The following is a 26581-nucleotide window of genomic DNA, read 5'->3' as shown; positions in this document are numbered from 1 at the left end:
GTTGCGACAATCGCTACAATCCACGATTATCAAACATGCATGACTTAGGTTTTCGTAAAGGATACCGAAAGCTACCACCTGAAATATAAAAGGGAAGGATTTTATGAAATATAGAAAATTAATCGAAAAAATGACTTTAGAAGAGAAAGCATCTCTTATGTCCGGGAAGGATTTTTGGCAGTCTATGGATATTCAGCGTTTGGGTATAAATAGTATGTTCTTATCTGATGGACCTCATGGTATCAGAAAACAGGCAGCTGCAGCAGACCATCTCGGATTAAATCCTAGTATTCCTTCTACTTGTTTTCCTACAGCGGCAACAATTGCTAACAGTTGGAACCAAGGACTTGGGGAAAAACTAGGAGAGTTTCTGGGAGAAGAGGCAGTATCACTGAAGGTTAATGTGCTTCTTGGACCAGGCATAAATATGAAAAGAAACCCCTTGTGTGGAAGAAACTTTGAGTACTTCAGTGAGGATCCATATCTAGCTGGGAAAATGGCAGCCAATTACATCAAAGGTATACAATCTAAGGGTATTTCAGCTTGCGTTAAACACTTTGCTGTAAATAATCAGGAAGAAAGAAGAATGGCTATTGATACTATTGTAGATGAAAGAACATTGAGAGAGATATACCTCACTGCCTTTGAGATGGCAATAAAAGAAGGTGGTACAAAAGCTGTAATGTCTTCCTACAATATGCTCAACGGTACCTATGCAAACGAAAATCTTCACTTAATGCAAGATATTCTACGTGATGAATGGGGATATAAAGGTGTGGTAGTTACCGACTGGGGGGGCAGCAATGACCGTGTAGCAGGGCTTCTTGCAGGCAACGAGTTAGAAATGCCTACTACCGGTGGAGAGACAAACATTGATATAGAAAACTCTATTAGGAGTGGAGAAATAAAAGAAGAGGTACTAGATGAATGTGTAGATAGAATACTGGATTTGATTTTTACTACTGAAGATGTATTCAAGCAATCTAGTGAGGATTTTAATTTAGACAAGAACCACAGAATGGCTCAGCTTGCAGCCGAGGAATCTATTGTGTTGCTTAAGAATGAAAAAAATATCTTGCCTCTAAAACCAGGAACAAAGGTTGGGGTCATTGGGGATTTTGCAAAGAATCCAAGATATCAAGGAGCAGGTTCTTCAGTGGTTAATCCAACAAAATTGGATAAGACTTTTGAATGTTTAGATGAATCAGGTATTGTAAGCCTAGGATATGCACCTGGTTTTAAGAGATATGGAAAGAAAAGTTCTAAACTGATTAGGGAGGCCTGCGAGCTTGCACAAAAAGCAGAAGTAGTACTTTTATATCTAGGTTTAGATGAAGCTACTGAGGCAGAAGGTTTAGACAGACAAAACATGAAGTTACCACAGAATCAAATCGACCTATTAGAAGAGGTAAGTAAAGTAAATTCAAATATAATTGCAGTTCTCTCCTGTGGTTCAGTAGTTGAGATGCCGTGGATTTATAAGGTAAAAGGATTATTACATGGATATCTGGGTGGGCAGGCTGGAGCAAGAGCTATGCTTAGGATTATATCAGGTGATGTGAACCCATCAGGGAAATTAGCAGAAACCTATCCAATTTCTTATGAAGATACACCATCTTTTAACAACTTTCCAGGAAAGGAAGTTACTGTAGAATATAGAGAAGGTATATATATTGGATATCGTTACTATGATACAGCAGATATAGAGGTTCTCTTTCCTTTTGGATATGGATTAAACTACACAACATTTGAATATTCGGATATAGAGGTTAACAGAGAGGGAGTAACTTTTAAGATAAAAAACATCGGAAAATTTGCAGGAAAAGAAGTTGCACAGCTTTATATAGGCTGTACGTCAAAGAATATCTTTAGGCCAGCAAAGGAGTTAAAAGGCTTTATTAAGGTATTTATTAATGCTGGTGAGACAAAGAAAGTTACTATACCTTTTGACGATAAAACCTTCCGTTATTTTAACGTAAAAACCAATAAGTGGGAAGTAGAAGAAGCAGATTATGAAATTATGGTTGGTGCATCAAGTAGAGATATAAAACTTACAGATGTCATTTTTATAGAGGGTACTGGGGCTTCTCTTCCTTATGATAAATATAAACTTCCATCTTATTTTTCAGGAGAAGTAAAAAATGTTAGTGAAGATGAGTTTGAAGCCCTTATTGAAAAAAAGCTACCTGAAGCTAAATGGGATAGGAGCAAACCTCTTGGTTATAATGATACGGTTGCACAGTGTCAATATGCAAAGGGAGCTGTAGCTCGATTTGCATTTAAGCTGATTTCTTTTGCCTATTGGTTCTTAAGAAAAATAGGAAAGAGAAAAACTGCCAATATTATAATGATGTCTATTTATCATATGCCATTCAGGGGAATTGCCAGAATGACAGGTGGGGTTATAAATATGCCTATGGTTGATGGCATACTGATGATGGCAAATGGACACTTCTTTAAAGGGTTAAATCACTTTTTAAAGGAAAGAAGGAAAATGCTTAAGAATAACAAGATAAAGAGTGCTAGTAAAGTAGAAAAAATATCAACAGAAGCAGCAAAGGAGAGGTAAAAATGAGTGGTGGAAAAGTTGAAAATAATAAAATTGCTGCAGGAAATATAAGCATTTGGACAAAATTTAAGGATAACCATCCAAATCTTGCTCAATTTCTAGTGTTTTTTATGCTTAGCAATGGGATAACTGTTTTACAGATGATTTTAATGCCAGTTTTTAAAGGCATATTCTCACATACATCATTAGTAAGTACGAGCTTTCAGATTATGCAGGTTGGACATAATTTTGATGGAAGTCCTTATTATGTATTTAATTATGCAGCTGGTTCACTTGCACAAGGTGGAGGCGGTGGACTTGCATATTTTCTTGCAGTTCAAATAACTATGGCAATTGCACAGATTATAAATTTCTTTGCACAGAGAAATATAACCTTTAAGTCCAACAGCAACGTTTGGAAGGCTGCATTCTGGTATGTAATAGCTTATATAGTAATATCAATAGGTGCTGCAGCACTTCAGGGAATTTATAAAGCACCAATCTACAATTTGTTCATTAATAAATTGGGAATAGGTTCAGCTGGGGAAACCATAGCAGATTTCATTACAATGATTATAAACTGTGCTATTTCCTTCTGGGTATTTTTCCCTATATTTAAGATTATTTTTAAGAGTGAGTCTGAGAAGTAGGAAAAAACAGTAATAGATTTAAGAGGAGTGAAAATATGAAGATATTATCAGTAGTTATTCCATGCTTTAATTCGCAGGAATATATGAGATATTGTATAGAATCACTTTTACCAGGTGGGGAAGACGTAGAGCTACTGATAGTGGATGATGGTTCCACTGACAAAACAGCAGAGATTGCAGATGAATACGCAAGAAAATATCCAACTATCGTAACCGCGATACATCAACAAAATGGAGGACATGGAGAGGCTGTAAATGCTGGAATAAGAAATGCAACAGGACTATATTTTAAAGTTGTGGATAGCGATGATTGGGTAGATTCTAGTGCATATGAAGAAATATTAATGGTATTAAATAAGCTAACTTCAGATGAAACTCCTGTTGATATGCTTATAAGTAATTTTGTGTATGAAAAAGAAGGCGCAAAAAATAAGAAGGTTATGAAGTATGAAAATGCACTCCCACAAGGGACAATCTTTACTTGGGATGACATTAAGCATTTTAGAAAAGGTCAGTATATATTGATGCACTCTGTTATATATAGAACACAATTGTTAAGAGATTGTGGATTAGAACTGCCAAAGCATACCTTCTACGTTGATAACCTATTTGTATATGTTCCACTTGAACATGTTAATAAAATCTACTATGTTAATGTTGATTTTTATAGATATTTTATAGGTAGAGGAGATCAATCTGTTAATGAGAGTGTGATGATAAAAAGAATTGATCAACAGATTAAAGTGAACAAGCTTATGATAGAGCAAGTGCAATTAGAAAATATTAATAATATAAAGCTTCGTAAGTATATGTTTAACTACCTAGAAATTGTTACAGTAGTATCGACTATCTTATTAATACGTTCTGGAACAACAGAAAACTTAGAGAAGAAAAAACAATTATGGCAGTATGTTAAAGATACAAATCTAGAGTTATATAACAACATTAGATATGGGATTATGGGGCGTATTCTGAATTTACCTGGACGATTGGGAAGAAGTATTTCAATAGGAATATACAAAGTATCACAAAAGGTTGTAGGATTTAACTAATATATTTATAAGAAAAAAGAGAAAGATTAAATAAGCTTGGATTAAGGAATATTTATCTAATGATTAAAGAAAAGTGCCCTACCAAGTAACTTAACCAAACACCATCCTATTATGTTTATTTTACTGAAAAAGTAGGATATATAGGGGGAGGTTGTTTGGTTATTATTTTTTTATAATTGGTATTTGTGTAGTAGTAAATCTGGCGAATTAAGGTTAAATTATATTTTAAGAATGACAGTTTATGAACTTAAACAGTATCTGAAAACAGACTGGGTATATTAAAGAAGGTATTGTTAAGTGAATAATGAATATAAACGTTTAAAAATACACAAGAATATAACAAAATAGCAATATTAATAAGTTTTATAGGGAATGTGATTAATATGCAGCAGCATAATATAGATTTTGAAAATAAATCAGTTGATGCATCTATAGATAAAAACTTACAGTTTATAAAAAGTTATTTAGGAGATGGTATAGGATTATCTATAGGTAAATTTAATGTGCTTGGTGGAAAAATAGAAGCAGGTATTATATATATTGGTATTCTTTGCGATGAAGAGCTTGTAAACGGGCAGGTGATATCCTCATTACTACAGGGTTCACTACGTGATACCATTAAAGGTAAAAGCATAGCTACATTAGCAAAGAGTTTGTATATCCCGTCACTAAATACTAATGAAGTTAATCAAATGAAAGATATAATATTTGGTTTACTAAAAGGAAATACAATTGTTTTTTTTGAGGGGTATACGGACGCTCTTATAATTCAAAGTCAAAAGCATGAAAAGAGATCTATAGATAAACCAGAAAATGAAGCAGCTGTTTTTGCTGCAAAAGATTCTTTTATTGAAGATATTCATACTAATATAAGTATGATAATTAGAAGGCTTCCTATACCAGAAATAAGGTTTGAAACCTTCAGTATTGGAAGTTTATCTCATACAGAAACAAAAATAGCATGGATAAATGGATTAGCCAACGACGAGATTTTAGATGAATTAAGAAGGAGGATTAAGGATGTTGATATCGAAATGGTGGATGGCACTACTATTTTAGCTGAATTGATACAAGATAAGCCTAGTCAAGTATTTCCAACCTATAGGTTAACGGAACGGCCTGACTTAGTAGCAAGGGCATTAACTGACGGATATATTGCTATACTTTGTAACAATAGTCCATTTGCAATGATAGTACCAATGATGTTTTGGGATAGCTTTAAGAACATGGATGATTATTCACAAATGCCTATTGCAGCTACCATGCTAAGAATTACTAGGATAATAGCTTTTTTTATATCAAGTTTCATATCAGCGTTATATCTTTCTTTTGTGACATACAATCATTCTATAGTTCCATTGTCACTGGCACTAAATATTTCTCAAGGAAGAGAAGGTGTGCCCTTTCCATCGATAATAGAATTAATTGTCATGACTATTATAATTGATATAATCCGTGAAGCAGGAACCCGTATGCCAGGGATGGTAGGTTATTTTATAGGCACTTTAGGCGCCGTTATTATTGGTCAGGCAGCTGTATCTGCTGGATACGTAAGTGTTTCTCTTATAATAGTTGTAGCTTTCTCAGCTATAGCGTCCTTTGCTATTTCATCTACCGTATTAGTAAATACCTCAAGAATAATTAACTATTTTTTAATATTGATAGCAGGATTTTTAGGTACAGTTGGTTTGTTTTACGGCATTTTTATCATCTTATGGAGGATGTCAATTTTAGAGTCTTTTGGTGTTCCATATTTGTACCCAGTTATACCAGTAGAATTTGCAGCATGGAAGGATGTCCTAGTTAGAGCTCCTTTTAAAGTATTGAAAACAAAGCTTAGGCTTATTACCAATAACAAAGAAGAAGAGAACAGCGATGAATAACTAATTTTTTTCTTCGGAGAAGGTGGATTTCATTGAAGTATGATATGTTCACTAAAGAACAAATAATTTTTCTCACATTTGCAAGCGGCTGTAGCAATATAGCTTTTAACTTTACTTGGGCTGTATATTTATGTGGAAGAAGCTCCTGGATTGCATTAGCAATAGGAATACTATTAACAATTCCCTTCACTCTTGCAATTTTATATTTGAGTAAAGGATATCCTAAATGTAGCATATTTGATATCATTCAGATTAAATTTGGAAAGTTCATATACATAATTATTGTGACAATTAATTTGGCAATAAATATTGTTTTAGCAGTAACTATTTTAAACTTTTTGGCTGGAACCATTAAGATTTATTTCCTGCAGTTAACACCTATTTGGATTATTATAATTATTAATATTATTCTAGCTTTTTTATTTGTAAATAATAAGATTTTATTATTTGGAAGAACTGTTGAGCTACTTACTATATGGTATGTAATTAACTATTTTACTGGATTCTCGCTTAGTTTTTTTCAAGAATTTGATTTTAGAAATATATATCCTATATTTGATACGACCCTATTAAAGTTTGGAGAAGCAGTATTGTTTTCATTCTGCTCATCAGCAGAAATACTACTCTTCGTCATAGTAGTTGGCGGACATATGCCCCAGACTGCTGGTTGTAAAAAGAGTATCATAAAAGGGATCTTATTATGGAGTTTTATATTACCATTAGCAGAATTTATTATGCAGGGCATATCTGGCACTGAGTTACTATTAAGTACTTCTTCAGCAGGAGTTGAAATATCAAGAAGTATTTTCTTTGGAGATTTTTTAAGGGGATTAGAAGTATTCATCTTAGTCACTTATCAGCTTATTTGTATCATGAGATTGTCATTGTATTTATATTGTTCATGGATACCTATAAAAAAGATATTTAATAAAAGATATTCGGTGATAATATTATTGCTAATATCTTTGGTGATTTTTGTACTTTCAACTAGGTTAGATTCTTATAATAAAGCCTTTTTTATTTCCCTATTTATGGAGTATTATGTGGTTTTTCCTTTTGTATTAGTGGTCATAGTATTTACTTTTTTAGGTACACTCATAATTAAAAGAGGTAGTGGAAGTTATGAAAAAGAATAAGAAAATATTATTATTACCAATATTAAGTTTATTGTTTTTTTTTAATGGCTGTTGGGATTATAGAGAATATGAGAGTATGACTCAGGTCTATTCCTTAGGAATAGACCTGGATAGTAGCTCTAAGAATATAACTGCAACCCTTCAATTTATTCCAATAAGTAAGTCTCTAGGGGAAAAAGCAGATGCTTCAAGTAAAGGAACGGTCTATTCTGCATCAGCAATAAATTTGGAGGAGGCATTAACAAAATTGCAGCAAGCAAGTCCGAATAAATTATTTTTTGGTTACTTGCAAGTTTTAGTGCTTGGTGAGGATACAGCGAAATATATTATGAAGGACATAGCTGAGTATTTTCGTCGTACCCCAAGTGTCCGTAACTCTGTAAGTATGGTAGTTGTACCTGGAAAAGCGGAAGGTGTAATTGCAACTCTTGATCCTAATTCTTCAACCTCCTCAGGGAAAAAAATACGTACCCTATTAACTTCATATAACAGCAATGGAAATGTGTATTCCGTTACATTACATGATCTTTTGATAATGTTAACGAGAGAAGGGGTAGAACCAGTGGTTCCAAGAATTCTAACTACTTCTATAAATAATGAAGGTACAGCCTTAGGCGGTGCTTCAGATGATCTTAGATTTGCTATAGAAAAACAAGGTAATATAGTGGCTAGCGGTATGGCAGCTTTCAAAGGAGATAAATTTGTTGGCTGGCTTAACGATAAGGAAACCTTAGGATTGAACTGGATACTAGGAAATAAAATTAATACCTATAAGGCTGCTAGTTCAGAAGAATTAACTACTGATAGCAGTTTTCCTCTTTACTCAGATCCAACAAAATTAGAGTATTTCTACATAACTAGGTCGGGAAGTAAAATTAAAGTTAAAATAGAAGATGATAGACCGGTTATATATGTAAATGTTAAGATTGAGGCAGCATTAAGGAAATACTTTAGCTTTGAAGGTGGTGAAGCAGAATTTATAAGTTCAGCTGAAGTGGATGAAATTGAGAAGAACTTAGAAAAGAGTATATATTCAGATATTGAAGCGGCACTTAGAAGAGGTAAAGAGGAATTTAATTCAGATATATTTGGATTCGGATTTAATTTCTATAGGCAGCATACTAAAGAATGGCGTAATAATTATCAATGGAATTGGGATGATATATTTCGTGATGTTTCTGTTAAAGTAAATGTAGATGCTAAAGTCAATAACACAGGAACAAATATTAAAGGGTTTTCTATAAAGTAGATGTTTTTTTAGATTATAAGAGGTATGATAGCAACAGAACGTAAAAACTTGCATAGTAGTAATTTTTAAGGGAAGTGAAAAATATCACTTCCCTTAAGTTATTTAGCAGTTCTTTTGTTTTTAAAATATTTTAATCAAAACAACTCCTGTCAACATAAGAAACAATCCAACTATTTGGATTGGAGTGATTTTGTTTTTAACTGAATTTAATAAACCAAATTGCTGAATTAGTAAGCTTCCTGCAATTTGTCCAAATAAAGCAAGAACTACAGTTTGACCAGTTCCGATTTGTCCAACTAAATAGACATTGATAAGAATGTATAATGCTCCAATAGAACCACCAACCCAGACCCACCAAGGTGCACCTTGAGTAATTGGGTTTATTACATTTGAATAGGAGCGTTCTTTTAATCCTACTATAACAATCAAAAGAGATGAACCTACAAAAAACGAAATAAAAGCTGCATGAAAAGAGGAGTGAACCACACGACCTAACTGACCATTAATTGCTGATTGAATTGCCATTAAAAAACCTACTAATATTCCGATAATCTGCCATATTAAAAGCTCGAATTTTTTCTTTTCTTTCCCTGAGACATTGTCGCTATTAGCACTAAATGAATTTACGGCAACAGATAGAAATACTCCTAATAATACTAGAACAATACCAATAATTCTATTAAAACCAAAGGAATGTTTTATTGAATTAAACCAACCAAAATTATCAATTAGCATTCCCATGACACTCATTCCTAAAATCGGCATTACAGTTGTTTGTACACTTCCTAGTTTTGAAAATAGAAGAATATTTGAAGTAAGTGCAATAACACCGCAAACACCTCCTAACCACAACCAATAAGGCTCAGTGGCAAATAGATGCAATGCAACTGTAAGTGAGGAACCGCTAATTAGAGTAGCTGCTGTTAGAAAAATAGTTCCAATTACAAATGAGATCATTGAAGCCAAGAATGGTGAACCAACAAATTTTCTTAAATATGAATTAATAGCTGTTTGATTTGCGAGTCCCACCCCAATAACTATAGCTAAAGCTGCTGTAAACATATGAAACCTCCTAATTTGAAAAAGTTACTATAGTAGTTCTTTATAATTGCCGTACCATGAGGTTAATGGCAAAATAAATATATCACACTAAAGTAACTTTATGTCAAGCTTATATTTACAACAATCTGCTAAAATAACCAGAACAACCTATCCTTTGATATGCTAAATCCAAGCTTCTTTTGTAAGGCCAGTGATTTTTCATTATCCACTTCTATTTGCGCAAAAGGGACTAAATCTTTTTCAAGCATGTGATTTATCATATAACTTTCAAGCATTGTGCCATAGCCTAAACGCCTATACTGAGGAAATATCTCTAAAAGTCCCATGCTTCCTTCAAGGTGATTTCCTATAAAACCTATGAGTATACCGTTTTTATATCCTCCGAATAAATTTCCATCTTCTAAAATCGTTTCAAGTTCGCTCTTTGATAATTTACCATAATGCTCTAATATGATTTCTACATGGATCTTATCTAACTGTTTGATTTCTAATTCTTCACTTACACTAAGTTTAGCTTTATCTATATAAACTGCCTGAAAACATTCAAGTTTTTTAGACAGCCTGAATCTATCTATTATATAGTCAACCATAAATTCTTGATGTGAAAGAATTAGGTTACAGCTCGATATGCTATCCACTAGTTCTTTTCCTTTTTCAAAATTAGCTACTGAAAGCATATAGGCATTACTCTTTTGTTCTTTTAGTAATACGCCATCAGTGTCAGCATACAGTATGATTGCAGTGCCTCTACGTATTGGCTCAAGTATGCCCATATGTAATAATGGGTTTTTTATTAAATATTTAATTGCTATATCTTTCATTTTTTCACCTTTAATTATTTATTTGTTTTGAAATCCTTTATGCATAGATAACTACTTACGACTTTATAAATCGTAATTATGATATAAGTCGCTTAACAGATATCATAATTATAATATAAGTTTGAAAATAATGTATGTAAATATATGAAATAACAAATAACCAATCACCACAAAATAATTAAAGTATGAGAAGTTTACAAAAGATTAATGATAGAAAAAACTAATATAAGGCTATATTTTTTGATGAAAAATCCTTTAATAAAATAATATAAATTTACAAAATATGTTATAATCAAAAGAATAATAAACTTTTTGGTATGGGCTAAATAAGTAACAAACACTTATTTGATAGGAGAGATAAAATGCATTTAGGTTCAATTTATTTGATTGTAGATGATTTTAATAAATCAATTAAATTTTATGAAAAGTTACTACAGATTCCAGTGACCAGAAAAAATATGGACAGGTTTGCAATGTAAGTCCATATTATTACTTTCAATTGACTGATCCTGATGGAAATATTATTGAAGTTACTGGTGAATATGTTCCTGAAAAAGGAGAGTTTCAATAGTGGTGTATTAAAATAAGCATGTAATATATGGATGAATCTTTAGATAGTGAAATAGTTAAATGGGAGATATGAGGGGCATCATGGATTATAGAGAATTAAAAGAATTGTGGGAAAAAGAAGAGAAAGATACAAGTGAAGGATGGGATTTTTCTCATTTAGAGAATAGAAGTGAGGAAGAAGATTTACCTTGGGACTATAAAGAGATAGTGAGAAAGTATTTAAAACCAGATTTTAAATTACTTGATATGGGCACTGGTGGAGGCGAATTCCTATTATCATTGAAGCATCTCTTCAGCAATACATCTGTTACAGAAAAGTGGGACCCTAATGTAAAATTGTGCGAGAAAAGATTAGCACCACTTGGAATAGAAGTAAAGCGGGTATTTGATGATTCAGAGTTACCTTTCAAAGATGAAGCTTTTGATATGATTATTAATAGACATGAATCTTTTGATATTAAAGAAGTAAAAAGGTTATTGAAGCCAAATGGGATATTTATCACACAACAAGTAGGAGGCAGAAATAACGAAAGCTTATCAAAAACATTAATTAAGGATTTTGAACCGCTATTCTCTAAGAATACTTTGGAGAATAACCTGAAGGAAATAGAAGAAGACTTTTTTGAGGTCTTATATGCTAAAGAGTTTTTTCCATATCTACGTTTTAAGGATATTGGAGCATTAGTATATTTTGCAAGGAAGATTCAATGGGAATTCCCCAATTTTTCTGTGGAGAACTGTTTTGAAGAATTATGTAAATTGCATGAAGAGGTAAAGACCAAAGGATATGTTGAAAGTACTGAACACAGATTTATTATAGTTTGCAGAAAGAAAAAGTAATTGCATGTTTATGGTTGCCTATGATTGGGAAAGAAAATAGAAATTTATATAGGAGATATGATTATGGATACAAGGACTATTATGATTTTCCCTAAGTTTGAAAATATTCATATTATAGATGATATTCGTAAGAAATATGACCAATTGGCAGATCTGGTGTTGCCGCATATTACTTTAGTATTTCCTTTTAATAGTGAGTTGACTAATGTGGAACTTAATTTGCATTTAGAAGAGTGTTTGAGAGGAATACATCCATTTAAAATAGAATTGAACGGTTTTACTAAAAGACAAGATAAATATGGAAACTACCTATTTTTAAATATTGTACAAGGTACGGATGAAATAATAAATATTCATAGCATACTATATAAAGATAGATTAAAGAAATTTAATTCAGGGTACGATTATATTCCACATATGACAGTTGGAAAACTACCTTCTAAAGAGTTGCTTGATAATGCCTTTGATGATGTAAGTAAGTGCAATGATAGATTTTCCACTGTGGTTAATAAGATATCCGTTGAAATGATTGGCGAGCATGAAGAATCAATTATTGTAATAGAATACGAACTAAAGTGACAAAATTGACAAGGGGCCTCAAAGTAGTTTATCATGTGATAAAAAGGAAGTGAATTATGATGTATTTAGCAATAGTAGTAAGCTCCATGCAAAGCTTGTAGAATATGAAAAACTTTTGCTTGGAGCCAATAGATAAAGATTAGTTTTTCATATTTTATAGAGCGTTGCATCTTCATTTAGAAATTAAATGTTGATTGGAGCGAAGATTATGAGATATGAGAAAGCACAGAATATATTACCAAACAGTATAATAGAACAAATTCAAAAATACATTGATGGCGGATATATCTATATCCCTAGAAAAGACGAAAACAAAAAGGCTTGGGGAGAAAATACTGATACTAAAAAGCAGCTTGGTACTAGAGATAATGAGATTTTTTATAAATATTCCTCTGGAATATCAGTAAAGATCTTAGCTGAGCAGTATTTCCTAACTGAAAGCAGTATTAGAAGAATAATAAGGAATAAAAGAAAATATGGATGATAGATGAGGCGTATTTTTCACAGTTAGTTCTGTGGAGAATATGCCTTTTGTTATTTAATATGATCATATTTATTACAGAAATATTTGCGACCTTGGACCATTGAGCGACCGGTGATAGTATATATAGATGAACCACTTCATAATTGAACTTATATTTTCAAATTCTCCTCTCAGAACCCAGAGGAGTTTTGAAAATAGATTTCGGATTGAAGTGTTTCATCTTTAAATGTACCGCTTCGTTTCATAATTTATTTTTTTAGCTCTCCTTTTAGAGCCCGAAGGAGTCCTAAAAAGATTTATGAATTGAAATGGTATATACACCAGTTCCAACTCAAGATAGACCAGTTCTAAATAAAATATAAATTAGCACGTAAGTTAATAATATTATTATTTAAATTCTACCAAATAGAACTGATATATATAGAATTTAAAGATGGAACTTCATTATATACCTTATGACAGTTCAAGGAGGTGTAGATACATGAGCATTTTAACAATTGAAAACATGAACCATTCCTTTGGCGATAGAATATTGTTCAGTAATGCATCCTTCAAATTATTTAAAGGAGAGCATGTTGGTCTTATTGGTGCTAATGGAGAAGGTAAATCAACCTTTATGAAGATTATTACAAATCAAATATTACCTGATGGTGGCACTATTCAGTGGAATAGAAAATTCAGTATTGGATATATGGATCAGCTTGTGGATTTAAAAGAAGGAATTACTGCCATAGATTTCTTGAAAGAAGCATTCAAAAAGCTATATGATATGGAAAATAAAATTAATGATTTATATAATAAGCTTGGAAATATGGATACAGAAGAAATGAACAAAACACTAAGCAAAATAGCCACAATGCAGGAAGCATTAGATAAAAATGATTTTTACAGCATTAACTCAATAGTTCAGGCAACTGCAGCGGGACTTGGATTTAAGGAGCTTTTAGAGAAAGAAGTTTCAACCTTAAGTGGAGGTCAGAGAACTAAGCTTTTACTTGCCAAACTGCTTTTAGAAAAGCCAGATATTTTACTTTTAGACGAACCAACTAATCATCTTGATGAAGAGCATATAGAGTGGCTTAAAGGATACTTGATAGACTATAAAGGTGCTTTTATAGTAATATCCCATGATAATATTTTTTTAAACAGTGTAGTTAATGTAGTTTATCATCTTGAGCATAAGGAACTTACAAGATACGAAGGAAACTATGATTACTTCCTTAGACTTTACGATATAAGAAAACAGCAAAGGTTAATTGAATATAAAGAGCAGCAAAAGGAAATCGAAAAACTTGAAGAATATATAAGAAAAAATAAGGTGAGAACTGCAACTGCTAGGCAGGCTAAAGCTAGAGAAAAAAGGCTCAATAAAATTGAAAGAATAGAGATAAAGAAGGATATTAAAAAGCCATATTTCAATTTTAAAACTGTAGCAATGCCAGAAAAGATAATTTTTCAAACAAATAGTTTATATATAGGTTACGACAAGCCATTAAGTAAGCCTCTTAATTTAAAGATGGAGAGGGGACAGAAGATTGCTATAACTGGAGCCAATGGTTTAGGAAAAACCACTCTTCTAAAAAGTCTACTTGGACTTCTAAAACCTATAGATGGAGAGATAGCTTTAAGTGAATACACAAAGATTGGGTATTTTGAGCAGGAGCTCACAGAGGATAATACAACCCCGGTTTTATATGATGTGTGGAATGTGTTCCCGGACTTTACTGTAACTGAAGTAAGAAAAAGTCTTGCAAAGTGTGGATTAACCTGGCAGCATATAGAAAGTCCATTTAATATATTAAGTGGAGGAGAACAGGCTAAAGTAAGACTATGTAAGCTAATAAATAAGCCTTCTAATATACTGGTCTTAGATGAACCTACAAACCATTTGGATCTTCATGCTAAAGATGAACTAAAGCGTGCCTTAAAGGAATATGAAGGCGGCATAATTCTAGTGTGCCATGAACCAGAGTTTTATAGTGATATTGTGACGGATGTTTGGAATTGTGAGGAATGGACAACTAAAATCGTATAATATATATAATTAATCTACAAACTAATATAGATAATAATACAAGCAGCAATAATATCAAAGGGTATTATTGCTGCTTGTATTTTACTTAGAAAGATTGCGATTGGAGTATACTTACAGTGTAATAATGTTTAATGATTTGAATATAATGTGAGGAAACTTTATTTGTATAATTGAGGGATTGGGAATGGATAATTTTTTAAAGTATTGGTTTAATGGCTTTCAGAAATCCTTGGATCAAATTGATGATATTAGCAGAAAGCAAATATTAAAAGAATGTGGAAAAGCTTGTTCAAATTCATATACTAAGCAGGTTTATTTGAATGTAAAAAATAATTCAAGTAATGAAGAAGAATTTATTGAAAAGTTAAAGAAAGCATTTCCGGAAATTATTATTGATGTAATAGAAAAAGAACATTTATATCATATAAAATATAAATTCTGTGCGTGCGATTTAGTTAATAAAAATTATATAAATACACCTTACATTTGTGAATGTTCACGAAATAGTTTGCTATATAATTGGGAAACCATATTTGGTGAAGGTAAGGTAAATATTGAATTAGTTCAAACAATATTGCAAGGGGCATCTTGTTGTAAGTTTGTAGTAACTGTCTTATAAAGATAACTTAATATATATTAAATAAAGGTGTAGCTACTATATATTAAAATTTGTTTAGTATAAAGAAATAGAATTTTTTACAGAGATATAATGTAGTGGTATAATCTTAGAATATATATTTGGAGGTTAAAACGTATGATAGAATGCCAGTTATGTGAAGAGTATTTCGATGAAGAGGATATGACAGAATGTCCGGAATGTTTAAAGGAAATGTGTGAAGATTGTTATGAAAGGCATGTTCCTATTTGCTTTTATGTTTCAGAGCATGATAGTAACGATATCGATAGTTAGTAGATAGTATTTACGACCATAAAGCTAATTATGATTATGTAACTATATGTGAGGCATTGGCTACTAAAATTGTTTAATAGTTTCAGATTAGTTGGAGTTAGTTTTAATAACTAGCTCCTTTTAGTTTTGTAGTTTCGAAGACACTAGGAATCTGGGTTTGAGATAAAGATGCATGTTATAAAATCTTTATGTTATAGTATATATTGGAAGTATTTAAAGGAGTGGTTGCCAATGAGTAAGATATTAATATTTCAGAATTTATATAAAGATGTAACACTTCGAACCGAAATCTATTTTTAAAACTTTCACCGCTTCTGGTGAGAGAATTTAAAAAATAATAAGATTTATTACGAAGTGATGCATCAATAGGACTACTTCCAATGTAAGAGATTAAGAACATTTTGATGTACATTTAAAAAGGATATTAATTTATGTCTTCATAATATATAGATAGCTATATTGGAGTAGGTAAAAAGTTATTCTAGGGTATAGTTATGCCCTAATATTGATTTTATGGAGGCTAAGTAAGAATGAGTTATAAGTTAATTAAAAGAGATGAGAATATAGCTGTAAAGAAAATAAGCCATAGTTTGGAGACCGAAAGATTGACCATATCCCCATTACAATCACATCAACTTGCATTAGCATTAGAAGATTATGCAAAAATGCAAACTGATTTAGGATTGAACGTAGTAAGTGTAATTCTTGATGAAGAAATGGAATATGCAATGAAAGTAAGGTTAAGAAAGGTACTGGAGGATGTTGAAAATTATTTATGGCTAACTAATTGGGCTATAATTCATAAAGAAGAGAATCAAATAATTGGTTTCATAATACTTAAAGGATGTCCTAATGAACTTGGTGAGGTAATAGTTGGATATGTAATTGAGGAAAGCCATCAAAGAAAAGGGTATGCTACTGAAGCATTAAAGGAATTGACTCAATGGATTTTTAAAAATCCTGAAGCACTTTCGGTTATTGCAGATACGGAAAAAACCAATACACCATCAAATAAGCTTTTAGAAAATTTAGGGGCTGTTAAGTATAAGGAAACTGACGGAATAATATGGTGGAGAATTGAGAAGTAAACTTAAAAGCGAAATAGTAAAATTAGTCCTGTATTCATGAGATGGAGATAGAAAAAGTTTATATATTACTAAAATTCTCAAGATAATACGAGCTATAAAGTATATAAGTTGCTACAATATATTAAAAATAGCATAAAAAAGGGGTAAGAGATATGATAGCAAACTATATATCAAACGCTGGAACAGCATATATGATAGCTATGGAGTTTTTTTCAATAATGAGTGATATGGACAAATTGATGGAAGAAAAGGGCAAGACAGAAGATGAAGCAGTAAGAAAACATTTAGATGATAAGTATGATGAGTTAGCAGAAAAGTTTTTCGAAGTTCAGGAAAAATTAAAAAGGATAGAGATAATAGTAGAATAAGTCCACAAGTTTTTATTTTCATTATCATACTCACATGCTAAAATTGAATTCTATGCTAAATAACAATATTGAAAATTATACTCTCAATTTGCATACAAAACATCAAAATTGCTATATAATTATATGAGTTCATGTATGTCTTTTGAAGAAGAGTATGTGAAAAGCATAGCTAGAAGATTTAATTTGAGTCTTCAAGAGGATAATTAGAGGAGGAACTTTATGAAAATTTCAAAAAAGGATGCATTGAGTTGGTTTGAGTTTTTTGCAATGTTACCAGAGGATGAGGAACCAATGACAAAGCAACAAGAAATCATATACGCTACCTTTGCCCAAATTGAGGCAGCGATTGATCATAGAAATGAAATGTTAATGTCAGAAATTAAAAATTTTAAAACCTTGGGAAATAGAACTTATTATGTAGGAAATGATAATAAGTTTTCAAAAGGATGTAGCTCTTGTCTGTTTGGAACTGGTTTGAGTGCTATTAGAAAAACAAACAAATGTAATATACAGTGTAAGTTCTGCTACAACTATGGAGAACTAGATTATATTCCTCCAATTGGTGAAGGTATGTGGCAAATTGGAGAAACAAAGTTTTATGAGAAGGATATAGATCTTCTTCTTTCAATACACAAGAAACCAACTGGTATTTCCTACGTTTATTTAGAACCATTTATGGAAATAGAAAAATACTACTCAGTAGTAAAGAAATTTAGAGATGCTAATATTCATCAACATTTATATACAAATGGTCTTTTAGCTACAGAAGAGACATTGAAGGCATTAGCAGAAGCTGGTCTTGACGAGATACGTTTTAACTTAGGTGCTTCTAATTGCTCTGACAAAGTTATTGAAAATATTAAAATAGCAAAGAAGTATTTTAAGAGTGTAGGTATTGAAACTCCAATGACTCCTGAGTTCTTTGAAACTTTCTTTGAGAAAAAGCAAGCGATATTAGATACAAAAGTAGATTTTATCAATTGTGCAGAGTTACATTTAAATGAGAATAACATAGACAACTATTATGGGGAAAACATGTATATCTCAAGACATGGTTACATATCTCCAACTTGGAGTAGAGAATTAACTCTAAAATTCATGAAAATAGCTGATGAAGAAGGTTGGGATTTAGCAGTTCATGATTGCTCAAATCATACAAAATTTGCTAGAGACTTAAATTTGAGCAGCAAAGAAGGTAAATGGTTCGGAGCAAGCAGTTATGGCTGTGAGTTCTCAAAAATCCCATACGAAGTATTTTTACCAATACTACGTGATGACAACTTCAAGTTTTTAGTAGAAGAAGAATTGCCAAGTGGATACAGACCAGGAGAGCTAGTTTTTTAGTTTCAGGTATATAAAATAGATAATTAAGAAGAAGTGCTTACGTTTAGTTAAAATGGACCTTATGTCAAGGCTATTTTAAAGTGGACGGAGCACTTTTTTTCATTAGACAAAAACTATAACTAGCTAAAATTTAATTTTTGTAGTTGAAGATCCTTCAAGTTCTTTTCTGAAACTTAAATGTATCTCCATTGTGAGCTGGATAAATTAGTCTTATAATGAATTTATAGAAGGTCTTTGAATTGAGGAAAAACGGTGGTGTTAAAAGTGAAAGAAAATAGAGAAGACATAGAATTAGGAAAATTTATTAGTTTGATTTTAAGACATAGCCCAGAGACTATAGGGATTACCCTAGATGAAAATGGATGGGCAAAGGTAGAAGATTTAATTGAAGGAATAAATAGAGCAAGAAAAAGGATAGATTTTGATACTCTAGAACGCATTGTTAAGGAGAATAATAAGCAAAGATATAGTTTTAATGATGATAGAACAAAAATAAGAGCTAATCAAGGTCATTCAATAGAGGTTGATGTGGAATTAGCGGAAAGTATTCCGCCAAAGCACCTTTATCACGGAACCTCAAAAAGATTTATTGATAGTATTATGGATTTAGGTATACAAAAACAAAGTAGGCAATATGTACATTTGTCTATGGATTTTGACACAGCCTTGTCAGTAGGCAAACGTCATGGAAAGCCCATTGTACTTAAGATTGATTCTATAAGAATGTTTAATAATGGACATAAATTCTATCTTTCAAAGAATAAAGTTTGGTTAACTGATTCTGTTCCTGTGGAATATATAGTAATTCAAAGTAATAACCAATAGGAACCTTGAACGATCAGGGTTCTTTTTTAGTTTTCCTATGAATTTATTGTTAAAATATCGGTAAACAGTATACCCTACAAAATTGAACTAGATAAGTCGGATAGACCTCTGTAAATTCTGATATTCTATTAATGAAAGGAGAGGTTACAAAATGGATTCGCTAAAAAGAATGAATGAAGCATTAGATTATATTGAAAAGAACCTTACAGATGATATTGATATTAAAGAAGTAGCTAGATTGGCATTATGCTCAGAATATCATTTTCAAAGAATGTTTTCTTTCCTAGCAGGGATATCTTTATCTGAATATATTCGTAGAAGAAGGCTTACTCTTGCTGCTTTTGAACTTAATAATAGCAATGTAAAGGTGATTGATATTGCAATTAAATATGGATACAGCTCACCAGATTCCTTTACAAGAGCTTTTCAAAACTTGCATGGGATAACGCCTTCTGAAGCAAGACTGAAGGGTCAATCATTGAAAGCATATCCAAGAATGACCTTTCAACTAACAATTAAAGGGGGAAATGAAATGAATTATAGAATTGTAGAAAAAGAGGCATTTAGTATAGTAGGTATAAAGAAGAGGGTTCCAATTGTCTTTAACGGAGTTAATCCAGGTATTGCAGAGATGTGGAAAAGTTTAAATGAAGAAATGATTCATCAGCTTAAAGAACTTTCAAATATAGATCCACGAGGAATAATAAGTGCATCTACAAACTTCTCAGAAGGAAGAATGGAAGAAAGAGGAGAGCTTGATCACTATATAGGAGTTGCCACAACAGAAGAGTGTCCCGTAAACTTAACTAAGCTTGATGTTGCTGCATCAACATGGGCTGTATTTGAGGCTGTAGGACCATTTCCGGGTACACTTCAAAATGTGTGGGGCCGTATATATTCGGAATGGTTTCCATCTTCAAACTATGAGCAGGCAGAAGGTCCTGAAATTTTATGGAACGAAAGCAAGGATGTATCTTCACCAAACTTTAAAAGTGAGATTTGGATACCAGTTAAAGGGGTATCACTTTAATCTAAAACATATGTAAAAAAACCTCCTCTGGATTTTCAGAGGAGGTTTTAGTATATAGATTTAAATCTTCATTAATTATATCCTTTATGCTTTTCACGAAATTCATTTGGTGTAACATCAAAGTAACTCTTAAATTTCTTATAAAAAAAGTTTAAATTTTCGTAGCCAATATTATTTGCTATCTCATAAATAGGTAAATCACTGTTGGTAAGTAAAATAGAAGCTTGAGTTAGTTTCTGAGCCTGGATCAGTTCCTTAAAGGATTTATTGGTGCTTTTCTTAATCAAAGAACTTAAGTAATTAGGATGAAAATTAAAATGTGATGCTGTTGAGGCTAAAGTGCAGGTCATATAATTTTCTTCTAAGTACTGAAGTATATCAATTATTGTAGCATTTCTGTTTGATGTTGCTTGAGACTGATTGGTTTCATACTGAAATACTCTCATTAGTTCTGTAAATATAAGTATCATATAACAATCTATTATTTCATCAGAGTATAGTGATTTGTCAAAATACTCACATAGAAGTTCTCTTATATGATTAGGGAGCTTTTTATTATTTTCAGAGTTAAAAATAATGTAGTTATCATGTTCTTTTCTGTCTGATAAAGCGTTTATCAAAAACTCTGATATAATTCCTTTTCCTGATAGTCTGCTTAGGAAAGCGGTGGAAAAGTATTCTTTACTCATTAGAAAATTGATTATAATATCATTCTCTGTAGTTGCCAAAACTGCATGGGGAACGCCCGTATCTACAATACAAACCTGTCCTTCTCTAAGTATTATTTCCTTGTCGTTAATGATTTGGGTGCATTGACCTGAATATATGTAGTTAAGCTCTATATGAGTATGTATATGCATAGGAACTTCTGAAAAACGAGTGTGTTTATTTATAAGAAATTTACCCTGTTGAAAAGCCTCATCAAAATTAAATACATATGCAGGTTTGCCATTTACATTTACTTGCTCCATACTATTATATATTTCAGAAGTAAAAGGTTTTTCCTTATGTCGCTTTTCACTTTCTGTTAAGGCTTGCAGCTTCTTATCTAACTCAACATATTCCATATAAAAATCCATCCTTTGCTAAAGATATACCACTTCAATCAGAAATCTATTTTTAAAACTCTTACGGGTTTTGGTGAGTGAATTTAAAAATATAAACTTTATTACTTTGTGGTAAATACATATAATAATATCTATAGGTTATAATATTAAGTTTGGTTAGTCAACATCTTTTGTTTTGATATTTTTGAAGCATTATATAAAATGTTATCATTTACATGTAGCAATTATAATAATTTGTTTTTTATTGATGGGAGGAGAAAAAATGGATTTCAAGGCTTTAGCAAAACAGGTAGTAGAGCTTGTTGGTGGAAAAGATAATATTGAAAGTGTAACACATTGTATAACAAGACTACGTTTTGTATTGAAAGATGAGAAGATTGCAAATACAGAGGCAATCAAGAGCACAAAGGGTGTTTTATCTGTAGTACGCCAAGGGGGACAGTATCAAGTAGTTATAGGTAATGAGGTAGGAAAGGCATACGCCGCAGTGACTGAAATTCTTGGTATTAAACAAGATGCTGCTATAGTTGAAGCATCTGAAAATGGGAAAAAGGATACTTGGTTTAATACGCTTTTTAAAACTCTTTCAGGCATTTTCGGTCCAGTGCTTGGAGCATTAGGTGGAGCTGGTCTTATGAAAGCAACTCTAGCTATATGCACTACTTTTCACCTATTATCAGCGGATACAGGAACCTATAAAATTCTATATGCATTTGCAGATGGATTCTTCTACTTTTTACCAATAATTTTAGGTTTCTCAGCTGCAGCAAAATTCAAGTCAAATCAATACCTCGGTGCAGCAATTGGTGCAGCACTGGTATATCCTGATATCATAACAGCTTTTAGTAAGCAAGCAAGTATGACGTTTGTAGGAATACCTGTAATTTTGATGAATTACACAAGTTCTGTTTTCCCAATCATACTAGCAGTGTATGTAGCATCAAAAGTTGAAAAGTTCTTTAAGAAAACATTACCTACACAAATGCAATTGATGTTTACACCCTTCTTTACAGCATTGATAGTAGTGCCACTAACTTTCTTGGTAATTGGACCTATAGGAACATATATCAGTAGTGGATTAGCAGCTTTAACTTCAGGTATTTTCAATTTTAGTCCTATACTTGCAGGTATAATTCTTGGAGCATTCTGGCAACTAATAGTAATATTTGGGCTTCACTATGCATTTATTCCAATTCTAATAAACAATATTGCAACTATGCATCAAGATCCAGTAAATGCCATTCTATCAGTAACTGTATTTGCATTGTCAGGAGCAACTTTAGGGTTTGCATTGAAAGTTAAGGATAAAGAAAAGAAAGCCTTTGGTTTCTCTAATGTTATTACAGGTTTACTAGGTGTTACTGAACCTATCATTTACGGTATAGCATTACCTTATAGGAAGGTTTTTGTAAGTGCCTTCATTGGTGGAGCTATAGGTGGTGCAATCACAGCAGCTGGCCATGTTGTTATGTATGGTTTCGCTGGTGGTGGACTGCTATCAGCACCAATGTTTATCAACCCATCAGGCAGCAATAGTGGATTTGTCATATATATAATAGCTTCAGTAGTTTCATTTGCAGTTTCCGGTGTTCTAAGCTTCTTTATTGGAGTAAAAGGAGACGAGAAATAATATTTAAAAGCTATATTTGGTAAATTTAGGAGGATTACTTTTGTTAAAGATGTACAAATGGCTAATCCTCCTATTTGAATCTAGCTGAAAATTAAAGGTAAATAGTACTGATGTTAAGTTTGGTCAGTAAATATGTTGTGTTTTGATATTTTTATTAAAATATATAAATGATAATATAACTTACTATAGATGTAACACTCTGATTTGAAAACTATTCTTAAAACTACTCATGGTTCTGAGAGCAATTTTGAAAATATAAATTTAATTATGAATTGTTGTACCCATATAATCATTATTCCTTTGAAATGATGAATATCAAGCATGTACAGATTAAGTTTCTGTAATGGAGCATTTTAAAGATTAGCAGACGAGGAAGGTAAACTATGAAAAGATTGAATGAAGTTTTAAATAATGAAGAAAAAAACTATATACTGCCTTTCTTTTGGCAGCATGGTGAAGATGAAGAAACTCTAAGAGATTATATGAAGCATATAAATGAAGCAGGTATCAAAGCAGTTTGCATAGAATCAAGACCTCATCCAGATTTTGTTGGACCTTTATGGTGGAGAGATATGGATATCATAATGGAGGAAGCAAGAAATCGTGGGATGAAGGTATGGGTATTGGATGACAGCCATTTTCCTACAGGCTATGCAGCAGGTAAGATAAAAGAGGAATATCCAGAGCTTAAGAAGTGGTATCTAAATGCACACCGTATTGATGTTCCAGGACCAATGAAAGATTCTTCTTTTATAATAAAATATTATCCAGGACGGGCCTCAGCAATACCTGGTTATAAAGGTGAAGATAAGGTTTTGGTAGTTATAGCTGCTAAAATATCAAATATAGAAACAGGTGCAATTGATGAAAAGACACTTATTGACGTTTCGGAATTTGTTCAGGATGGAGTTCTTTATTGGGACTTACCGGAAGGAAACTGGAGTATATTTGTTGTCTTTATGACTCGTGACGGAGGGGAAGAAATAACTAAGGATTATTTAAATCCAATAGTTGCTGAAGCTACAAGAGTTTTGATAGATGCAGTATATGAACCACATTACAATAGATATAAAGAAGACTTTGGGAAAACTTTGGCTGGATTCTTTTCTGATGAGCCAAGGTTCGGAAATCTAAAAGGCTTTGAAGGATCTATCGGTAGGACTAAAATGGTACTTCCGTGGAGCGATGAGATGCTTGAAATATTGAAAGGTGAAGTTGGAGAAGAGGCTCTAGTAAACCTACCACTTCTGTTTGTTGATGGTGTAGAAGATAAGGATCATACTATCAGATATCACTATATGGATATTGTAAGCAGACTTTATGGCAAAAATTTCACTACGCAGTTAGGTGATTGGTGCAGAGAGCATGAAGTGGAATATATAGGACATGTAATTGAAGATAACGGAGCACACAGTAGATTAGGATATGGACCAGGCCATTTCTTTAGAGCTTTAGAAGGACAGGACATGTCTGGCATTGATGTTATTGGAGGTCAAATCGTTCCTGGAATGGATTTCTCACATAGCGGATTTACTGCAGCAGGCTGGGACGGAGAATTCTTTCATTATGGATTAGCGAAATTAGGGGCTTCCTTGGGTCACCTTGATCCAAAGAAAAAGGGCAGAACTATGTGTGAACTTTTCGGAGCCTATGGATGGGTTGAAGGATTAAAGCTTATGAAGTGGCTTACTGATCATCTTTTAGTAAGAGGTGTCAACAATTTTGTACCACATGCATTTTCACCAAAGCCTTTCCCAGATTGGGACTGTCCGCCACATTTTTATGCTGGAGGAAATGATCCTCAGTTCAGGTTCATGAAAAAATGGTCAGATTATACAAATAGGATAAGCCACCTACTTTCAGAAGGAACTCATATAGCACCTGCTGCTGTGTTATACCATGGAGAAGCTGAATGGTCAGGAGAATATATGCCTTTCAATAAAGTAGTTAAGGAACTGTTACAAAATCAAATTGATTGTGATGTAGTTCCAGCAGATGTTTTCAGTGGCGATTTACCTGTGAAAGATGGAAAGATATTTTTAAATAATGAAAGCTTTAAATGTGTTGTAATACCTTATGCTGAAGCTTTACCACAGAATTTATTAAAGAGTATCGCTGAACTCACAGAAAAAGGGCTTAAAGTGATTTTTATAGATAAGCTACCTGAGAGAGCAAGTGAAGGTGTTGAGGTTGAGGAACTTATAGTTACTTTGCAAGAAAGAGATAACTGTGAAATAGCAAAGCTTAGTAGTATAGCAGAGAAAATAAAAAGTTTAAGTATAAATGAAATTACATTAGATAGTTTTGAACCTAATGTAACTTACTATCACTATAAGCATAAGGATGAAGATATATTTATGTTTTTCAATGAGCATCCATATGAAAGCATAGATACAAAGGTATATATTCCATTGAATAAAAAATCTGTATCTTATGACGCTTTTAATAATTCAATAAAAGCCTGTAAATCTCAGCTTAAAGATGGAGGCGTAGAAATAGATTTAAAATTAAGTGCGTATGAGTCCAAGATCATTATATTTAGTAGTGATGATTTTGAAAATTATGATGTGGACAATATAGAAGTCTTAAAAGCATCAGAAAAGTTTAACATCGAAGGAAGCTGGAAGGTTTCTATGGCAGGACCTTTAGATTATCCAAACTTTAAGGAAGAGATAAAGTTAGATGAATTAGTGAATTTAGCAAAGCCTAAGCTATATCCAAGTTTCTCCGGGACTGCACGATATGAAATAAATTTTGAAGTAAAAGAAACTGCAGAAAAAGCTCTATTGGATCTCGGCAGAGTTTATGAGGTTGCAGAGCTGTGGTTAAACGAAGAAAATCTTGGAGTGAGAATATGTCCACCATACAAGTTTGATATTTCAAACTATATAAAAAAAGGCGTTAATTCCTTAGTAGTTGAGGTTACTAATACATTAGTTAAGGCTCATAAAGATGCATTTTCTCAATATGCAGTACAAGAACCAGTGGGTTTACTAGGACCAGTTAAGGTATCAACATTTCTAGAATAAATAGTATCGTGAGGTAAAAAGCTACATTACTTGGAGTAGGTGATGTAGTAAAAAACAAAATATATTATACAGCCAGATTTTCCGATATATATTGGGAAAGGCAGATGCACAAAAACTCGCTGAAGAAAGGTAGCTTCAGCGAGTTTTTTAATATCCTCTTTTTTGTGTGTTTATGTATACTCAATAATTATTTATTGTTTTTCGATAAATAATTATTGAAATTATTAAAAAGGTATAGTATTATGAAATCAGAAACTTGTAAAGATGTACCACTTTAATCCGAAATATATTTTTAAAATTCTCACCGGCTCTGGTGAGAGAATTTAAAAATAATAAGTTTTACTATGAAGTGATACATCAATATAAATGGAGGCATTAATA

General features: G+C 32.3%; 22 protein-coding genes. 19 read left to right on the top strand and 3 right to left on the bottom strand.

Going from position 1 to position 26581, the window contains the following annotated elements; genetic code table 11:
- The first annotated feature begins 103 nt into the window (after positions 1 to 103).
- The 6 genes from bsdtw1_RS12785 (at position 104) to bsdtw1_RS12760 (ending at position 8518) form a co-directional block, all read left to right on the top strand.
- A complete protein-coding gene (locus tag bsdtw1_RS12785) occupies positions 104 to 2569 on the top strand; it encodes a beta-glucosidase family protein (protein ID WP_183277948.1) in 2466 nt (821 codons plus the stop codon).
- 2 nt (positions 2570 to 2571) lie between these two features.
- Positions 2572 to 3198, top strand: a complete 627-nt coding sequence (locus bsdtw1_RS12780; protein ID WP_244638164.1) for a hypothetical protein — start codon at positions 2572 to 2574, stop codon at positions 3196 to 3198.
- Positions 3199 to 3233: 35 nt separating this feature from the next.
- Complete coding sequence (locus bsdtw1_RS12775; RefSeq protein WP_183277947.1) at positions 3234 to 4250, top strand: glycosyltransferase family 2 protein; 1017 nt, start codon at positions 3234 to 3236, stop codon at positions 4248 to 4250.
- A 383-nt stretch (positions 4251 to 4633) separates the two neighbouring features.
- A complete protein-coding gene (locus bsdtw1_RS12770; RefSeq protein ID WP_183277946.1) occupies positions 4634 to 6133 on the top strand; it encodes a spore germination protein in 1500 nt (499 codons plus the stop codon).
- A gap of 32 nt (positions 6134 to 6165) precedes the next feature.
- Entirely contained in the window at positions 6166 to 7269 is a 1104-nt protein-coding gene (locus tag bsdtw1_RS12765; protein ID WP_183277945.1) for a GerAB/ArcD/ProY family transporter, read from the top strand.
- Positions 7256 to 8518, top strand: coding sequence for a Ger(x)C family spore germination protein (locus tag bsdtw1_RS12760; protein WP_183277944.1), 1263 nt, complete (start codon positions 7256 to 7258; stop codon positions 8516 to 8518). Before bsdtw1_RS12765 ends, bsdtw1_RS12760 begins: the two co-directional genes overlap by 14 nt.
- A 120-nt stretch (positions 8519 to 8638) precedes the next feature.
- On the opposite strand, the gene bsdtw1_RS12755 is transcribed toward bsdtw1_RS12760, so the two are convergent.
- Entirely contained in the window at positions 8639 to 9580 is a 942-nt protein-coding gene (locus bsdtw1_RS12755) for a DMT family transporter (RefSeq protein WP_183277943.1), read from the bottom strand.
- 128 nt (positions 9581 to 9708) lie between these two features.
- Positions 9709 to 10401, bottom strand: a complete 693-nt coding sequence (locus bsdtw1_RS12750; RefSeq protein ID WP_183277942.1) for a GNAT family N-acetyltransferase — start codon at positions 10399 to 10401, stop codon at positions 9709 to 9711.
- A gap of 651 nt (positions 10402 to 11052) precedes the next feature.
- Between bsdtw1_RS12750 and bsdtw1_RS12745 the strand changes: the two genes are divergently transcribed.
- From bsdtw1_RS12745 to bsdtw1_RS12695, 11 genes are all read left to right on the top strand, one after another.
- On the top strand, positions 11053 to 11811 hold the full coding sequence (locus bsdtw1_RS12745) for a class I SAM-dependent methyltransferase (RefSeq protein WP_183277941.1): 759 nt from the start codon (positions 11053 to 11055) through the stop codon (positions 11809 to 11811).
- A gap of 63 nt (positions 11812 to 11874) precedes the next feature.
- Entirely contained in the window at positions 11875 to 12390 is a 516-nt protein-coding gene (locus bsdtw1_RS12740) for a 2'-5' RNA ligase family protein (protein WP_183277940.1), read from the top strand.
- 208 nt (positions 12391 to 12598) lie between these two features.
- Positions 12599 to 12874 carry a CD3324 family protein gene (locus bsdtw1_RS12735; RefSeq protein WP_183277939.1) on the top strand — a complete coding sequence of 92 codons (276 nt, stop codon included), beginning with the start codon at positions 12599 to 12601 and terminating at the stop codon, positions 12872 to 12874.
- A 481-nt stretch (positions 12875 to 13355) separates the two neighbouring features.
- Positions 13356 to 14909 carry an ABC-F family ATP-binding cassette domain-containing protein gene (locus bsdtw1_RS12730; protein ID WP_183277938.1) on the top strand — a complete coding sequence of 518 codons (1554 nt, stop codon included), beginning with the start codon at positions 13356 to 13358 and terminating at the stop codon, positions 14907 to 14909.
- A 184-nt stretch (positions 14910 to 15093) separates the two neighbouring features.
- A complete protein-coding gene (locus bsdtw1_RS12725; RefSeq protein WP_183277937.1) occupies positions 15094 to 15528 on the top strand; it encodes a hypothetical protein in 435 nt (144 codons plus the stop codon).
- Positions 15529 to 15663: 135 nt separating this feature from the next.
- Positions 15664 to 15819: a hypothetical protein gene (locus bsdtw1_RS12720; protein ID WP_183277936.1), complete on the top strand. Its 156-nt coding sequence runs from the start codon at positions 15664 to 15666 to the stop codon at positions 15817 to 15819.
- Positions 15820 to 16349: 530 nt separating this feature from the next.
- Positions 16350 to 16907: a GNAT family N-acetyltransferase gene (locus bsdtw1_RS12715; RefSeq protein ID WP_183277935.1), complete on the top strand. Its 558-nt coding sequence runs from the start codon at positions 16350 to 16352 to the stop codon at positions 16905 to 16907.
- A gap of 152 nt (positions 16908 to 17059) precedes the next feature.
- Entirely contained in the window at positions 17060 to 17275 is a 216-nt protein-coding gene (locus tag bsdtw1_RS12710; protein WP_183277934.1) for a hypothetical protein, read from the top strand.
- A 219-nt stretch (positions 17276 to 17494) separates the two neighbouring features.
- Positions 17495 to 18619, top strand: a complete 1125-nt coding sequence (locus bsdtw1_RS12705) for a radical SAM protein (protein ID WP_183277933.1) — start codon at positions 17495 to 17497, stop codon at positions 18617 to 18619.
- A gap of 264 nt (positions 18620 to 18883) precedes the next feature.
- A complete protein-coding gene (locus tag bsdtw1_RS12700; RefSeq protein ID WP_183277932.1) occupies positions 18884 to 19444 on the top strand; it encodes an RNA 2'-phosphotransferase in 561 nt (186 codons plus the stop codon).
- A 151-nt stretch (positions 19445 to 19595) separates the two neighbouring features.
- The gene (locus tag bsdtw1_RS12695) at positions 19596 to 20474 is read left to right on the top strand and encodes an AraC family transcriptional regulator (protein WP_183277931.1); all 879 of its coding nucleotides are present in this window, start codon (positions 19596 to 19598) and stop codon (positions 20472 to 20474) included.
- Positions 20475 to 20545: 71 nt separating this feature from the next.
- Here bsdtw1_RS12695 and bsdtw1_RS12690 read toward each other — a convergent pair whose 3' ends face one another.
- The gene (locus bsdtw1_RS12690) at positions 20546 to 21541 is read right to left on the bottom strand and encodes an AraC family transcriptional regulator (RefSeq protein WP_183277930.1); all 996 of its coding nucleotides are present in this window, start codon (positions 21539 to 21541) and stop codon (positions 20546 to 20548) included.
- Positions 21542 to 21803: 262 nt separating this feature from the next.
- Between bsdtw1_RS12690 and bsdtw1_RS12685 the strand changes: the two genes are divergently transcribed.
- The gene (locus bsdtw1_RS12685) at positions 21804 to 23171 is read left to right on the top strand and encodes a PTS transporter subunit EIIC (RefSeq protein WP_183277929.1); all 1368 of its coding nucleotides are present in this window, start codon (positions 21804 to 21806) and stop codon (positions 23169 to 23171) included.
- 383 nt (positions 23172 to 23554) lie between these two features.
- Positions 23555 to 26200 carry a glycosylhydrolase-like jelly roll fold domain-containing protein gene (locus tag bsdtw1_RS12680; RefSeq protein WP_183277928.1) on the top strand — a complete coding sequence of 882 codons (2646 nt, stop codon included), beginning with the start codon at positions 23555 to 23557 and terminating at the stop codon, positions 26198 to 26200.
- The last annotated feature ends 381 nt before the right edge of the window (positions 26201 to 26581 follow it).

Origin of the sequence: Clostridium fungisolvens (assembly GCF_014193895.1) — a bacterium.
Taxonomy (GTDB): domain Bacteria; phylum Bacillota; class Clostridia; order Clostridiales; family Clostridiaceae; genus Clostridium_AR; species Clostridium_AR fungisolvens.
Note: the sequence above shows the minus strand (reverse complement) of the source record. Positions and strands in the feature narration are given on the sequence as shown.